This is a genomic window from Microcoleus sp. T2B6 (assembly GCF_036700475.1).
GTDB lineage: Bacteria > Cyanobacteriota > Cyanobacteriia > Cyanobacteriales > Microcoleaceae > Microcoleus.
Window position 1 is genome coordinate 1 of sequence record NZ_JAUBOZ010000008.1, and the last position, 15,296, is coordinate 15,296.

Below are 15,296 nucleotides of genomic sequence, written 5' to 3' on the forward strand. Positions count from 1 at the left end.
GGACTCTTAGAAAATGTACAGCAACTTATTCGAGAGAACCAAACTGCAATTAAAACAATAGTTGCCAACCTCACCAAATCTACAGTCCGCTAATTCTTAATAAGCCTCAGCAATTGATGTAATAAATCTACTGTGAAACGGCTATGATTGGCAAACAAATCAAAGGTACAGGCTTTCGTGGCTGTCTGAACTATGTACTCGGCAAAAAAGATGCCGATTTAATTGGTGGTACTATGTGTGGACAAACACCTGAAGAACTTGCTGCTGAATTTGCCATTGCCAGACAACTAAGACCTAACCTGAAAGTAGCAGTATTTCACGCCACTTTATCAGTCGCAAGCACCCAGAAACTAGAAGTAGATGTTGACAATGACCAGCGCTGGCTGGCAATTGCAGCTAACTACATGAAAGCGATGGAATTTGACAACAACCAGTATGCAGTTGTCAAGCACAGCGATACAAACCATGACCACATTCACATCGTTGCCAGTCGCATTCGCCTAGATGGGAGTGTCGTTGATGATAGCTGGGATTATTACAGAAGCCAAGAAGTAATCCGCCAGCTTGAACGGAACTACAACCTGGAAACTGTTACACCCAGTTGGGAAACAGACAAGCGGGCTCAGACTACAGGAGAACACAGGTACTTACAAAGCAAGGGAAACAAGAGCGTCAGGGTGCAATTGCAAGACCTAATTGATGAAGTCACCCAAGATAAGCCAACTATGCCAGAATTTGTTGAACGGTTGCAGCAACAAAGCGTAGAGGTGCAAGTAAAAACAACTCAAAGTGAACTAAGTCAAGGCATTTCTTACAAAATAGATGGAGTTGCTTTTAGCGGTACTCAATTAGGTAAAGCCTACACTTTTTCTGGATTGCAGAAGTATCGAAATGTTAGCTATGACCAAGGACGAGATATCGCCCTAATTGATGCTTTAATGCAGCCACAACACTTAGCAATTGTTAGGGGTGAAGCTCAAACAATTGAGTTAGAGTCGTTACAATCTGAGGTAGAAGCAACTGTACCTAAAATTCTGGCAACAGCAAATGAATTAGAGTTGCCACAATCTGAGATAGAAGTCACCGTACCTGTAATCCCTGCAACACCAAATAAATTAGAGTTACAACTATCAATGCTGCCAGAACAAAAGTCTCAGAAACAACAGAAGCAAGAAGAACAGAAACCCCACCAGTCTTGGGGAGATAAAATTGCACCAACTGTACTCGCTCTACTTGATTCTTATCAAGCAGATAGCCTTGAAAGTAACAACAAACGCTATCAAATCGATCGGCTTCCCGAAACCTGCGATGTTGTAGTTCAGCGTGTAGATACCCTTGAACCCGTACCGAATTGTACACAGGTACTAGGTTTTAATTACTCCAAAAAAGGACTAAAAGTTTGGCACAACCTGCTAACTCAAGAGGATGTAGAACACTTTCAGGCCGTTGACCAGCAGTTGTCGGATAAGCAGCAACAACTACAACAGCAACAAACACCGCAACAGCAAATTTTAGAAGCTCAACAAGAAAACCTACAAAACCGCACCATAGCTGAAGAGATCGTTCCCATTGCCGGAGCAGCGTTAGAGCACACACTACTTACTACTAAAACACCAACACCATCAATAGATTGGAACCAGTATCGCATCTCCTGGAATCGCCAAGAGCTAGAACTTTCCATAACCATTTCTGACGGTAGAGGCGAGATTCTTCGAGCCAGTTTTGAAGACGACGGAACCTATCAATTACCAGCTTGCTCCGTTACACCAGAAGATGTGAAAAACTTTCAAACTTTGCGCCAAGAATTGCAGGAACAATTGCCATACAAAGTACCACAACCACAAAAAAGTTTATCTAACCAGCTACAGCGACAACCGCCTAGCCGCAAACAAATTGAACTCGACTGAACTTCTCCCCCCCAATTGGAGCGCTCCGATTTTACTGTTAAGATTCACTCTCTTAGCCGTAGGCAAAAGTCCATTTAATATTTTACGATCGTCGAAAGTTACCAACCATTATTCCACTTTACGCTGTAAAATCTTACCATGAAACTAGAAGAAATCACACCAATAATCACCCCATACCGCTCCCTCCAAATTGGCGAATCTTTAATCGAAGTTCTCAAAGTAGAAGACGAATATTGCCTATCTCAGACTCAAGCAGAACGAGCCATTGGCAAACAAGATAACTCTACTTTAAGATACCAACTCGAACGAGCGCAACTGTGGAAATCATCTTGGAATAGCTCTCTCAAAGTTAAAAAGCAAGCCCCCAACGGCAAACTCGATCAAATTCGTACCATTCATCCCATCCCTCTCGAAATGGTCTATTTATACTGGCAACTTCAAGCCCAAACCCGACCCCAAGCTAAAGCCCTAATTGAAACACTCGGAGAAAATGGTTTTGAACAGTTTAAACAAATTGTTGATAGTGCTTTCAGCAGTTCTGAACAATTGCAACCTCCTATTTCCTACCAAATTAATCCGCCATTGAAGCCAGAAGATATCGCGCCAACACACTCGCAAACGGAAACCAAAATTCAAACACAGCAACCAGTGGCTTTCACAAATATAGACTATACGGAGGAAATTCCTTGTGGTAAATTACTCAAGTTCAACAACTTTGAAATAGAAATCTTCAAGTTCCATAACATCTACTGCCTTTCTCAAAAAGAAGTGTTTAAGACCATCGACAAGTCACCTGCGGGAGCCGACATAGAATATTGCCTCCGACGATTTAAACTTTGGCACTCAACCTTACCGGAATTCATTATTATCAAAAAACTCTGTTGTCCACCTCCTAAATATTTTTTAATCAATTTCCGCCTAGAAGCTGAACGAAACAATCGCATAAAACCTGTTCCTTTAGACATGGCTTACCTTTACTGGAAGGTTCAAGCTATTAACGGTCAGCTTCCAGCTATCGAACTAATAGAAGCTTTAGGAGACAATGGTTTAAAACGACTCATGGAATTGGCTAACGATACTTTTAATGCCACTGTTGAAACCGAAGTAAATAACGCCTTAACTCCCCAATCTAGCTATTCAGAAATAGTCACATTATCAGCCATTGACAAACCTGAATCTCTTCCAGTTCAACAAACAAGCCAAACTCAGAACTTTCATGAATGGCAGCAATTCAACTTTGAAGGAAAACAAGTGCGGATGGTAGGAACGCCCGATACCCCTTCATGGATAGCTCAAGATGTTTGCGATGTCTTAGGGATTGCTGAAGCCAGATCCTCAATGCGGGATTTTGATGAAGATGAGAGAGGCGTGCATACTATGCACATCACCGAAATCACTGGAAAACAACGGTTACAGCCCATGCTAACTGTTACCGAACCGGGAATGTACAGATTGCTCTTAAAATCTCGCAAGCCAATAGCAAAGCGGTTTAAAAGATGGGTTTTCCACGAAGTGCTACCAGCTATTCGTAAAACAGGCTACTATAGTACCGCTCGCTCTCACGACAATTCTGAATTCTCTGAACTGGAACAGGACTTAGAGACAGCAAAGCATGAAATCAAACAATATCAAGCAGAAAGCTACAAATTGAGATTGTCAATCGAGCGAACCAAATTTTCTTTTAACCATTTAGTTCAAGAAACAACCCACGTTTTCTCTCTCTTAAATAGCCTATGAGATATTGAGGGTAATTGTAAAAACCGCTGTCCATGTCCGTGAGGGAGCCGCTTTCAGCGGCTTAGTAGAGTTCACTCAATCTATCAGGAAATGAACCTAGCCCTCACCCTAAAACACCTTCCCGGTCTGAGTCCAACTGAAGTTAAAAAACTGAGCCAAATGGGAATTCGCACCATTAGCGACTTACTCTACTATTTTCCCACAAAGCATCTCACCTATAAACGCACTCGCATTACTGAAGCAGTCGCGGGAAGTTACGTAACAATTGCAGGCAAAATTGTCAGTCACAGCATCTTCAACTGCCGAAACAACCCCAAACTCACCTTACAAAAGTGGATGATCCGCGATAAAACGGGTCGAATCACCTGCACTCAATTCTACCACCATAGCTATTACCAATCCCTCGCATGGCGTTCCGAGCAAATCGAACTTTACGCTCCTGGTTCAATTGTAGTAGTGACTGGCCTCATTAAAGAAGACAGCTATGGCAAAAACATCAACAATCCTACTGTTCAAGTATTAAGTCTGAGTGATGCCAAAGCCAGCGCAACTTCTATTGTACCTGTCTACAAACAATGCAAAGGGATTGCGTCAGAAACAATCGGAAAATGTACCCGCATAGCAATTAACTGCGTTGGTAAAATTACCGATCCGCTACCCAAAAAACTTCGGGATCGCTTACAACTTACCCCTTTGAAGGAAGCGATCGCGTACATCCACTTCCCCCCTGACCATGAGGCGTTAGAAAGTGCAAGGCGGCGCTTAGCTTTCGACGAATTTTTCTACTTGCAACTAGGACTGTTGCAGCGCCGATATGCCTTGCAGCAACAGCCGGGATGCCCCTTGTCTGCAACAGTCGAATTGCTAGGCAATTTCTACAAAACGTTACCTTTTGCCCTCACCAAAGCGCAGGAACGAGCCATTCTTGAGATTTTAACAGACATGGAACGCCCTGTACCCATGAATCGCTTGCTGCAAGGGGATGTGGGTGCTGGCAAAACTGTCGTAGCCGCAGTTGCTATGCTAGCTGCCGTTGAATCCGGCTACCAAGCAGCACTCATGGCACCAACAGAAATTTTAGCCCAGCAGCACTACCGCAAAATTAGCCAGTGGTTAGAACCATTGGGGATAGAAGTCGCCCTACTCACTGGTTCCACTCCGACTCAACAACGCCAATACCAACTGAGGCAGTTAGAATTAGGGCAAATTTCCTTGCTAATCGGTACTCATGCACTGATTCAAGACACCGTGAACTTTAAGGAACTGGGAATGGTTGCGATCGACGAACAGCACCGATTTGGTGTCCAGCAGCGGCTCAAATTGCAGCAAAAAGGCGTTAGCCCTCACATCCTGACAATGACAGCTACACCCATTCCCAGAACTTTAGCACTGACACTACACGGCGATTTAGACATCAGCTTGCTCAATGAACTACCACCGGGGAGACAGCCAATTCAAACTCGGCTATTTACAAGTAGAACTCGCCGTCAAGCATATCAAATCATTCGGCAACAACTCCAACTCGGCCATCAAGCTTACATCATTCTGCCGCTTGTCGAAGAATCTCAAAAGCTTGACCTCAAAGCAGCCATTGAAGAACACCGACAATTGAGTGAAAATGTCTTTCCTGATGTTAATATCGGGCTACTGCACGGCCGCATGAGTTCAGCAGAGAAAGAAACAGCGATCGCCAATTTTAACAGCAATCGCACTCAAATTCTAGTATCCACCACCGTCGTTGAAGTAGGAGTTGATGTCCCCAACGCCACCGTCATCTTAATTGAACACGCGGAACGATTTGGCCTGTCGCAATTACATCAACTCAGAGGTCGGGTAGGACGAGGTACTGCACAATCTTACTGCTTACTGGTAAGTGATGCCAAGTCTAGCAATTCCAGAGAGCGACTTACGGTGATGGAGACTTCGCAAGACGGCTTTTTCTTAGCTGAAATGGATTTGAGATTGCGAGGCCCTGGTCAAATTCTGGGTACTCAGCAAACCGGTCTTCCTAAATTTGCTACTTTGGATTTAGTCAAAGACCAAGCAATACTAGAACAAGCGAGGAAAGCAGCACAATTAGTTACCAAAAAAGACCCTAATTTGAAACGGTGGCCTGAACTCTCGAAAGAATTGTTCCGGCGACAACAGGTTAATAACCTCTGAGAAGAAGGGGAGAGTGGGAGAGAGGTAGAATTTGACGCTTACTTTCTATTCCCCACTCCCGACTCCCCGCTATTGCTTTCGCCAATGTGCATCAACCCCTCGTCCCTGACATTGCAAACGTCCAGCATCCCTCTCCCGTCGCAATAGACGACGAATCAAATCAATTCCCACTGTCGGGCACCGTTCCTGCAATTCCCTAACAGAAAATTCTTGAGGCAAATTGTTAATCCCATCCAATACAATTGCCGTTTTAGTTCCTTTTGCAGAAGTAACATATCCCACCCGTTGCTCAAATTCTCGATAGGCTGATAGCAGCATAACCCCCAAAAAATACTCCCACCAAGGTAATAAATTATGCTGCCCTTCATGCCATCCCTGGGAAGATTGATAAAGCGTATCGTAATAGCTTTCCTTTGTTCTCTCCACAATCCGTTCCAAACTAATAAATCGCCCCACCTCATAACCAGCTTTGTATAGCAGCAACAAAGTGAGTAACCTTGCCATCCGGCCGTTTCCATCTAAAAATGGGTGAATACACAAAAAATCCAAAATATAAGTTGGAATCAGCAATAAAGGTTCTATCTCACCAGATTCCCAGAGGTGATTAAACCGTTCTTGCAAACGTTCCATTGCTGCGGGAGTAGCATAAGCTGGAGTAGGTCGAAACCTCACCAATTTAGTCCCATCAGGATAAGTAGCGCTAATTTCATTATCCACTGTTTTCCAGCGTCCACCTGTATTAACGGCAAATTGGTAAAGGTCGCGGTGCAGTTGTAAAATGACTCCTGTACTAAAAGGAATATGAGTATAACTGGTGTGAATTGTAGTTAGCACATCCCGATAACCCGCAATTTCTTGTTCAGAACGATCGCGCGGTGTTGTTTTTTCTGCTACTAATTTCTTAATCCGTTCCAGTGGTACTGTAATACCTTCAATGCGGTTAGAAGATTCGGTACTCTGAATAACCGCCGCTTGGCGCAAAGTGCCTAAAACTTGTGGGGCCTGTTCTTTAAATAACTGTTGCTTTCCCTTGTACTCTCCAATTAGGCGAATTGTTTGAAGCAACCGTTGGTTAAGGGGTTGCTTTTCTATTAAACCTTCTTCAAATGATTGCATATTAATTTCACCTGACTTTGATAAGTATACCGCATAAAAAAGGTTTTGGTAGAGGCTTACTTATCTAGTTATCAACTCCCCTTAGAATTAGGTAAATAGCTAAGGCGATAATTAGTTTTAGCCATTTTCCTAGCTTCTGCTGTTGTCCAAGGTTTAACCGGAAGCAAATCAGGTTCAGATTCTAACAGCTTATAGGAAAAGAGATCGCCCGTTACTTCAGCAATGACAAAAGCAATAAACTTGCAACAGCTTAACGGCGCTTGTACTACCTGCTTCTCAGTAAATCTAACCACAATCCAATTCCACTCTAAGAATAATTGATTGCGGCGGACATCGCCCTCAGTATCACAACAGTGAGTCGGCTGCTTAGATTTACCTGCATAAGGTTCATCAATCTCCACATCAATTCCTATCCCCGATGGAGTGTGAATTACAATAAAATCTGCTGAATAGCTTCTTCGAGATGACGGAATTTTAAACTCCGCTGCCTGTACAACTCCCTTAAAATACCGCTGCAAGTATTGCAAAAAGCGTTCTTCACTCACCCCTTGTCGAGCTTGAGAACAGCCAATATAACTAACCCGAATTGACATCAAATCCTTCAGCAATCTATTTCTGGAATCAAAGTCAAGTTTTACACTTTTTAAAACTGTCTGCAACCCTTCTTTTCCCAGCTTAAAACTAGACAATTCCGGCTGCTTTTTGGATAATATTTCTTGTTGCTTATACTCAAGAACCTGCTGCTTATATCGGGATAACAGTTTTTGACGGCAACCAAACACATAACTATAAGCAGCCGCAATTAAACATGAATAAGCCACTACTACCAGCAGCATTTCCCACCATAGCCAACCCCATGATATAGCAATCAGCGGGAGAGCGATCGCACCATAGAGCCAAAACACCCAAATTAACCACAGCAACTTGACAGGTAACACTACAGGCGGTTGAGGCGGAGTCAGCAAAACAACAGGTTGCCTGAATTGTTGAGTTTCTTCAACTTGGGATGAGGTAGCACCACTAGAAATTACCTCTGACAAAGGATATTGATGGCAGAACTGCATTACTACTTTTGGGTAAAAAACTATGGGGTAATTCATCTCTTTAAATCCTCTTTTTTTAAGAGCGCTATCGCGCTATTTGTCAGAAAATATTTTTGACCTGTATGCCCAAACCACAAGCATCAAATTCCCAAAAAACAACTGATTTTCCACCAGTTATCAAGATTAAAAACCACAAACAAGATAGGCATCTTGCTCTTGAATTTGACCCAGAAACAATAGCTGCACTTACTCAAATTGAAGCTCGACATGATTACTACCACACCTGCATTAACGGACGATATTGATGAATCTTGCTACTCAATCTCTCGCTCAAACCTCCCTAGCTGCTGCTCAACTTTGGCATCAACTAGAATCAGTAGAAACTCCTGAAGAAATTGACCAACTATTGCAATCCCTTTGGCAAACCCAAGAAAGCCAAGAACTTGCTGTTGACACCCACGCGGACTTAGCTGACCAAATTGATGCCGAAATTGCTGCAATCAAGGCTCGAATGCAGTATTTGATAGAACTGCATTCCACAGCTATCAACAAACTCCAGGGGTGGAGAGAACGCTTAGACAAAACCGTTCTCTACTTCAACGAATGCGGCGTGTTAACTTCAGAAACTATCGGTAAAAACCACCGCATTACTGTTAAGGAAAATCCGCCTACCTGTGAAGTTTTAGTTGACGCTTCTCAACTACCAGAACCCTATCGCCGCACCGAGACAAAAATCGTAATCTCGGCTGACAAAAAAGCGATAGCAGATGCTTGGAAACAAGGAATGCCTGTAGATGGCACTAGGGTTTTCCGCAAACGCCGAGTTGTTTATAGCCTACTCAAAGGCAATAACTTGAATGCCTACCCAGCTAATTTAAACTCCCAGTTGCCAGCCGCAGCATCGACCACTCAACCAAAAGCAAAACGCCAAAAGCGCCACTCTCCTTAGATAGGAAAATGGGAAGTTAGGAGGACACAGAAATTTCATTCGCTGCGCCTTTTTCTTCCCTTTCCTCAGCTAAACCTCGCTCCAATAGCTCAAATCATCAAGCTCCTCTTCTGTTGCACCAAAAGTATTAATCCACCTCATAGCTCGCTCAAATAAGTGGCTATTTAACCGCCGCTTATCGGCATCAGACTGAGGCGGATTAGATCCCTGCCAACAATTATCACCCAGCTCAATTTTATCAAGGCATTGAGGGGACTGTGATTCAAATTTATTCTCTTGCATTCTTTAACCCTACCTAATTGTTACCTTCAGTTTAACCCACTTTATAGGGAGTGGGGAGTTGGGGAGAGTGGGAGAGTGGGGGAGGGGGAGTTAGGGAGAATTTGACGCTTACTTCCTAAACTGTACGGCATTAAAATTTGGTATTTTTTAATGCCAGATAAAAACTCGTCAAATCCTCTCCCACTCTCCCCTTCTCCCCAACTCCCCACTCCCCCACTCTCCCCCTCCAATTGAGCGGGTAACTATCCCTCAATCATCGGATGTCTTTTCACTTCCAAACTTGTACAAAAGAAATTGAGTGTGTGGGCAAAAAGACATAAATTTACCTACTCTCACTCATGGTTTCACGCTTCCATTGATTAACCCTATCCAATCCATTAGCATCGAAATTCTCAAGTCGAGGTCAATGATTCCCCATTCCCTTTTCATACTCCGCATTCCCCACTCCCCATTATTCCGGTACAACCGGAATTGATATCAATCATCACAACTAACTTTTCAGGTTTCAGGAGATACTCATAATGACCAAAAAGCATTCTCAATCACTAGAGCCTACCTGCCAGTATACTGAGCTTCTAGCAGGAGTTGGGCTAAAAATCCCTGTCTTTGATATGTCCTTAGAGAACGGCAAAGAAAAAGGACGCTACCAAATAGAACCGGAAATCCTCCGAAATTCAATGCTTGAACTACTCTTTAAACCCGAAGAATTAGCAACACTAACCATCGTCAAACCCGACCCAAATGATAGCAGCCTTGACCCTCTCAAAAACATCGACTTCGGAGACGGTATTGCTAGAAGAGTTGCCTTTAGTTCTGGCAAAAATGTCTACTTTGCTGACAAAGAACTCTCAGCCAAACTGTTAAGCGTATTCACAACTCAACCAGATCATTCCTGTCGCTACGGCTCTCTGCTAGTAAGCAGTTGCACTCAAGGAGTCCAGTTGTTAGACTGCTCTGTTAGTGGTGAAACATTGCGAGTCAAAATTGTTGATTCCCAAAGTGATGACCCTTCTGAAAAAGCTTTAGCTCAACGATATCAAACCGGAGACTGTCACGGCAAGATTTCACCCACATTAGCCCAACAATTAGATGGCATTCACAACCGCCCTTTTCAATTTCGATTTGCTTGGCTTTCAGACTGGGAACAAGAGAATTGTGCCACTCCCCAAATTAACTTCCTTGCTAAAGGAACGCTACTTCCCGATTCCCAATTAACTGATAATTTAGGCTATGATATCATTATGGATCGCTCTTCCATCAAAGGAGTTGCCGCATTGCAATTAGCTGAATTAATCCCTTGCGGAGATTACGAATTTCCCAAAGCGGTACTAGGAAATCGAGGCAATGCCAAAGTAACTGAATACGAAAATTCCTGGCAATTTTCGATTTGGTACTCCGAAGCAGCTATTCAGACTGACATCGCCACCCCCACCAAACTTGAAGCCCAAAAGTTAGCTGACTTGCAAAACAATCGGTTGCAACTTGCTAAATACTTAGTAGAGCAACATGACAAGAAAGTGGCTTTTCAATCTAACATTCACGAAGACAACAACGGATTAGAAGATGAAACCGATGAAAAAGCTCAACGCAATGAATATCGGCTAATTTCAATTTTGAGAAACGACAAACTCGGTCAACTCCTTGACTTTCCCAAAGTCGTCGATTTCATGCAAGAACAACTAGCTAAGAAGTGGCGAGACTTAGCAATTAAAGGAGCAATTCATCATGGTTCAGCAATGGCTCAACCCTGCGAAGACCTAAAACCCGGTACAATTGTTGCCCCCCACTTGAAAAACGGCACAGAAGTCATCGTTACCCGATACCCAATTGTCAGTAAAGATAACATCCGCCGCTACACAGTAGACAATAAAAGCCATCCCGAATTAATGCAGTACAAAGGATGCGCCTTCATTCGCCCCGACCAAGCTATGCAGCACCACCAGTGCGATTTTGATGGAGATCAATTAGTGATTACTCCCGCCTCAAAACTGCCCAATATTGCCTCTGAAACCAGACACGCTAATCAAGAAAACGAGTACGAAGCTGTTTCCAAGCGCAGTAAAATTGATTACACCAAAGCTACTGATGAAGAGGGCAACCGTAAGTATACCAAACTGCGGCAAATTGCTGTAGCGATCGCACACAACAAAATCGGCTGGGTTGCTACCTTAATTGGACGAGTACAGTCTTCTGTACCCCAACCAAAACAACCTACAAACTTATTTAACCACAAGAAGCAGAAACTACTCGGTCAACTGTTTGATGCCCTACAAATTGAAGTGGACAGCCCCAAAAGCGCTACTCGCACAGAAGACTACCACCCCAATTTGCTAAATCTTGCTAAACAATGGTCAAACGAATACCCCTCTTACTTGTTTGACTTCAAAGACGACCCCCGGCTTTACAAAACAGTACCACTGCCCGCAGAAGACAACGCTGCCATCAGTTGCATCGCTCGCAGTGCGGTTAATCCTGAGTGGGAACCCACCCGCTTAACCAGCCGCCACCGCGATGAATTTCGCTACCTGTTCCCCTCTCCTAAAGATTTAGATGAGAGAGAAGATTGGGAGAAATACTACGTGACATGGGCCAAAGATACTAAAGAGCGATATCGAGAACGGATGGCAGAAATCTACGAGCAACAAGGCGATGACCTCAAAGCTATTAGAGAAGCTGTTGGCAAATTGTATGAGAGTTTAAGAACTGACGTAGCTGACGCATTTCCTCACCCCAAAGAGCGGATGTTAGCTGCTAGCGCATTGTGGCACGTAGAAACTACAAATCCCAATTTAGACGTGCCTCGCAAAGCTTGTCTTGAACTGTCGCGCCAACTGAAAATTGAGTTCCACCTCGAATCTGACTATGAGCGGCTACATGAAGCTCTGCCCAAGGATACTTACATTTTGAGCGTCCCTTTTCAAAAATTAGCAAGAGATGGAAGCGGTCAAATTAAAAGGGATAGCAAGCGACAGCCAATTAGCACTGACTTAGCTGGTGAATGGAAGGAAAAGCTAGACAATAAAGGCATTAAATACGAAGCTAGTTTACATCCCAGCTTGCCGATGGTTAACTTTGCCTTGCTCGACCCCAATGAGAAATTGGTAGAAGTCCTAGATCAGGAATTTGGCAACAATGAAAATGACATCGACTCTCTCAATTTAACTTACCGAGATCGCTTAGGTCGAACCCAAACTGCCAATTCGCGTATTGTAGCTCCTGCCAGCTACAATTGGGTTGAATCTAAAGACAGCCAAACTCCCAAAGCTGCATTGGTTCTTAACTTGTTCTCCGATGAAATTTGCCAGCAATTGCAGACTTTTCAGTTTGAAACTGTTGAACTAATTGGTCAAAAGTACAACGATTTCAAAGATGTTGATTTTAGCACCGAGAAGTGGAAGGGAAAAAGATTGAGTTTTGAAGTCGATGCTTTTAAAAGCGACACTGGTAATTACCGAGATGGCAGCCCAATTGTCAAGCTCAACGACCGTCAACTAGCCATGTTTTCGCCTAATTCTCCTAAACTGCCTATTGGTGCAACCTTTGAAGCAACTATCGAATCTTCACCCAAAAGCAGTGCTCTCATTTTAAACATCGATCCGGCATCGCTGAGGTTAATTGAAGAAGCGGCTGAAGTGGAAATCCTGTCAGTAAAAGGCAAATCTGCACCCAATAGAGAGGGCTTCGGCGAAGACATTCGACCGGGGAAATCGCTATCTCAAATTTCCCAACAGCAACAGTCTCAAGCTCAACAAAAAAATTGCGATTCCGCAACTATTTCTGAATTAATGCAAGCTGCGATTGGCAATGCTTACCATAAAACAGGCGCTATTGAATTTCCAGTTGGTTCTTGGGGAGTATTCATCAACAGCAAAACTCAAAAATGTACCGTTGAGGATGAAAGTGGCGCTATTATCTTTGCTGCTGACTTGAAAAGTGAGCGAATTATCAAAGGATTGTCTGAAGAAAATAGCGCTAAGTTTGTCGCAGAAATCTTAGAAAATTCTAGTCCTAAACGCCATTCGTCTGTTGCTGTCGAACTTTAAATGATGCGGAATGGGGAGTAGAGAAAGAGGTATAGCCGAGATTAACGTGAGTTCGAGGCGATCGCCCGCGTCAAGCTGGGGTGGGGCGGGTTCACCCATATCTTCCTATCAAATGATGAATCCAGAAAACCCGCCCCTCCACTTTAACCAACGGTAGCGCGATCGCCTGTTGCTTTGCCTAAAGGGTACAAAATCTTTCTACCTAGCTTAACAGTTCCAGTTAGGGTAAGTACGAAAGAAGCAAGTGCGATCGCCTTCTCTAAAAAATCTGCGCTCACACCCCAACCCCAACCCCAACCCACAGCAGCTATTAAGCCACTGAAAATTCAGTAAATTGCCGCACATAAGGCGTTCTAAATCCCAAAACAATCTCTGTTTTTGGTACACCTAATTCTACCAATTCGTTAGCAATTCCTGCTTCAGTTAAATCGCGCTGAATCCAAATTTTTCCATCTTTGATATCTACATGAACTACACAACCATAAACCCTCTCTTGGTTTTCCCAACCTAAATGAACTAAAAGATAGCGATCGCTCTCTTTATCGAAAATTAACTCTTTTTCCGTATCTTCAGATAAATGATTGGCTGTATGTCTTTTTAAGACAGTCTGGACTAACTCTGAATAGTTTATTCCTTCCATAAAACAATCTCCTGTTGGCTTGCTCTCCACTCACAATACAGGTCAAATGTAAAGTTTTATTAAATGTGCAAAAAGCCCAGGAATTTTACAAATACATTCAGGATTTACGCAATTGCTCCCTTGCACTCATCACACTATACCGCTCCATGAAACCTACTCAAATCTACCTACGGCAGACTTGATGTTCACTTCCTGCTTCTACCAAGGGAGTCGGCTCCAACTTGTCCACAGGCGTAACTTCAGACCGAGCTGGTCTTACTAATTGAGAACGAGACAAATTGATTGCCGCGTTCAAATCTCGATTAATTAACAAATTGCAGTAGCCACAATCAAACACTCGTTCCTTTAATGGCATCGATTGAACATGACCGCAGTTTGAGCAGGTTTTAGAAGAAGGGAACCATCTATCTACTAACTCAACCTTCGTGCCATACATAGAAGACTTGTATTCTAACTGACGACGAAATTCATAAAAACCACAATCAGAAATAGCCGCCGCTAACTTATGGTTAGCCATCATTCCGCTCACATTCAAATCTTCGATGCGAATGTGAGCATATTTTTGGCTAATATTTGTCGTCGTTTTCTGTAGAAAATCTCGACGAACATTTGCAGTTCTCCCATGAATCTTGGCAACTCTAAGATAGTGCTTATGAGCATTCTTTGATGCTTTCACACCCAACTTTCTGTTGCCCAATTGCTTTTTCCGATTTCTCCACTGTTCTTTACTCAGCTTGGTTTTCGCTTTCTTGAGTGGACGAGGAGACGAGTAAGAATTACCATCAGAAAGAGTAGCAAAGGTTGATACTCCTAAGTCAATTCCCACTGGTAAGGCAACGGGATGAAACATTGGTGGGATTTTGTCGGCTTTGAGCGTAAAGGATACATACCATTTATCCGCCGTGCGCGAGATGGTAAATGTCTGCGCTACGCAAGGGAATGGGATGGATTCTTTGAGCCGAAATGTTCCTAACGTGGGAATCTTAATTGATTTGCTAGCTGCCAATAAAATTGAGTGATTCCAATCAGCAGCATCTACAGTGAATGAATCACCATCTTTTTTCCTTTTAAATTTAGGGAATTTCCCCAATCCTTTGAAAAAACGAGATAAAGCCGAGCTAAAATGCCGAAATGTCATCTTGTAAACCCTAGAAGACAGGGTGTTAGTCCATTGATATTCCGGCATCTTTTTGACATGGTTTGTGAAAACTCTTTCGATTGCTGCTACCTTTTTGCTGCTACCATCTGGGAGACTTTTTACTTCTTGATAAAGACTCAATGCGTAGTTGTAGCAAAATCTGGCATAGCCAGAATGTCGCGCCATCAAGGTGCGTTGCTTGTTATTAAGTTTGAGTTCGAGTTTGATGGCGTACATATTCGGTAAAAGCTTTCGCAGCACTTTCTTTGAGTTCTGTG

At 43.2% G+C, this 15,296-nt stretch carries 12 protein-coding genes; 6 read left to right on the plus strand and 6 right to left on the minus strand.

Annotation, left to right across the window (positions count from 1 at the left end):
• Positions 1-143: 143 nt before the first annotated feature.
• The 3 genes from QUA00_RS05400 (at position 144) to recG (ending at position 5,807) form a co-directional block, all read left to right on the plus strand.
• Complete coding sequence (locus QUA00_RS05400) at positions 144-1,907, plus strand: relaxase/mobilization nuclease domain-containing protein (RefSeq protein WP_333408934.1); 1,764 nt, start codon at positions 144-146, stop codon at positions 1,905-1,907.
• A 138-nt stretch (positions 1,908-2,045) separates the two neighbouring features.
• On the plus strand, positions 2,046-3,644 hold the full coding sequence (locus QUA00_RS05405; RefSeq protein ID WP_333408936.1) for a BRO family protein: 1,599 nt from the start codon (positions 2,046-2,048) through the stop codon (positions 3,642-3,644).
• A 78-nt stretch (positions 3,645-3,722) separates the two neighbouring features.
• Complete coding sequence (gene recG, locus QUA00_RS05410) at positions 3,723-5,807, plus strand: ATP-dependent DNA helicase RecG (RefSeq protein WP_333409046.1); 2,085 nt, start codon at positions 3,723-3,725, stop codon at positions 5,805-5,807.
• Between the two features lie 69 nt (positions 5,808-5,876).
• Here recG and QUA00_RS05415 read toward each other — a convergent pair whose 3' ends face one another.
• Positions 5,877-6,923, minus strand: a complete 1,047-nt coding sequence (locus QUA00_RS05415) for a Fic family protein (protein ID WP_333408937.1) — start codon at positions 6,921-6,923, stop codon at positions 5,877-5,879.
• A 71-nt stretch (positions 6,924-6,994) separates the two neighbouring features.
• Positions 6,995-8,023: a hypothetical protein gene (locus QUA00_RS05420; protein ID WP_333408939.1), complete on the minus strand. Its 1,029-nt coding sequence runs from the start codon at positions 8,021-8,023 to the stop codon at positions 6,995-6,997.
• A gap of 65 nt (positions 8,024-8,088) precedes the next feature.
• Between QUA00_RS05420 and QUA00_RS05425 the strand changes: the two genes are divergently transcribed.
• A complete protein-coding gene (locus QUA00_RS05425) occupies positions 8,089-8,271 on the plus strand; it encodes a hypothetical protein (protein WP_333408940.1) in 183 nt (60 codons plus the stop codon).
• Positions 8,271-8,915, plus strand: a complete 645-nt coding sequence (locus QUA00_RS05430; protein ID WP_333408942.1) for a siphovirus Gp157 family protein — start codon at positions 8,271-8,273, stop codon at positions 8,913-8,915. The genes QUA00_RS05425 and QUA00_RS05430 overlap by 1 nt, the downstream gene beginning before the upstream one ends.
• A 69-nt stretch (positions 8,916-8,984) precedes the next feature.
• Here QUA00_RS05430 and QUA00_RS05435 read toward each other — a convergent pair whose 3' ends face one another.
• On the minus strand, positions 8,985-9,197 hold the full coding sequence (locus tag QUA00_RS05435; protein ID WP_275526104.1) for a hypothetical protein: 213 nt from the start codon (positions 9,195-9,197) through the stop codon (positions 8,985-8,987).
• 521 nt (positions 9,198-9,718) lie between these two features.
• Between QUA00_RS05435 and QUA00_RS05440 the strand changes: the two genes are divergently transcribed.
• Positions 9,719-13,240: a hypothetical protein gene (locus QUA00_RS05440; RefSeq protein WP_333408943.1), complete on the plus strand. Its 3,522-nt coding sequence runs from the start codon at positions 9,719-9,721 to the stop codon at positions 13,238-13,240.
• 143 nt (positions 13,241-13,383) lie between these two features.
• Here QUA00_RS05440 and QUA00_RS05445 read toward each other — a convergent pair whose 3' ends face one another.
• From QUA00_RS05445 to QUA00_RS05455, 3 genes are all read right to left on the minus strand, one after another.
• Positions 13,384-13,518, minus strand: a complete 135-nt coding sequence (locus QUA00_RS05445; RefSeq protein WP_333408944.1) for a hypothetical protein — start codon at positions 13,516-13,518, stop codon at positions 13,384-13,386.
• A 32-nt stretch (positions 13,519-13,550) separates the two neighbouring features.
• Positions 13,551-13,880, minus strand: a complete 330-nt coding sequence (locus tag QUA00_RS05450; RefSeq protein WP_333408945.1) for a XisI protein — start codon at positions 13,878-13,880, stop codon at positions 13,551-13,553.
• Positions 13,881-14,043: 163 nt separating this feature from the next.
• Entirely contained in the window at positions 14,044-15,279 is a 1,236-nt protein-coding gene (locus tag QUA00_RS05455) for an RNA-guided endonuclease InsQ/TnpB family protein (protein ID WP_445243065.1), read from the minus strand.
• Positions 15,280-15,296: the final 17 nt, after the last annotated feature.

Bases quoted from the DNA above. Each gene is read 5' to 3' on its own strand.
- QUA00_RS05400 (WP_333408934.1), top strand. From the start codon at position 144: ATGATTGGCAAACAAATCAAAGGTACAGGCTTTCGTGGCTGTCTGAAC.
- QUA00_RS05405 (WP_333408936.1), top strand. From the start codon at position 2,046: ATGAAACTAGAAGAAATCACACCAATAATCACCCCATACCGCTCCCTC.
- QUA00_RS05415 (WP_333408937.1), bottom strand. From the start codon at position 6,923: ATGCAATCATTTGAAGAAGGTTTAATAGAAAAGCAACCCCTTAACCAA.
- QUA00_RS05420 (WP_333408939.1), bottom strand. From the start codon at position 8,023: ATGAATTACCCCATAGTTTTTTACCCAAAAGTAGTAATGCAGTTCTGC.
- QUA00_RS05425 (WP_333408940.1), top strand. From the start codon at position 8,089: ATGCCCAAACCACAAGCATCAAATTCCCAAAAAACAACTGATTTTCCA.
- QUA00_RS05430 (WP_333408942.1), top strand. From the start codon at position 8,271: ATGAATCTTGCTACTCAATCTCTCGCTCAAACCTCCCTAGCTGCTGCT.
- QUA00_RS05435 (WP_275526104.1), bottom strand. From the start codon at position 9,197: ATGCAAGAGAATAAATTTGAATCACAGTCCCCTCAATGCCTTGATAAA.
- QUA00_RS05440 (WP_333408943.1), top strand. From the start codon at position 9,719: ATGACCAAAAAGCATTCTCAATCACTAGAGCCTACCTGCCAGTATACT.
- QUA00_RS05450 (WP_333408945.1), bottom strand. From the start codon at position 13,880: ATGGAAGGAATAAACTATTCAGAGTTAGTCCAGACTGTCTTAAAAAGA.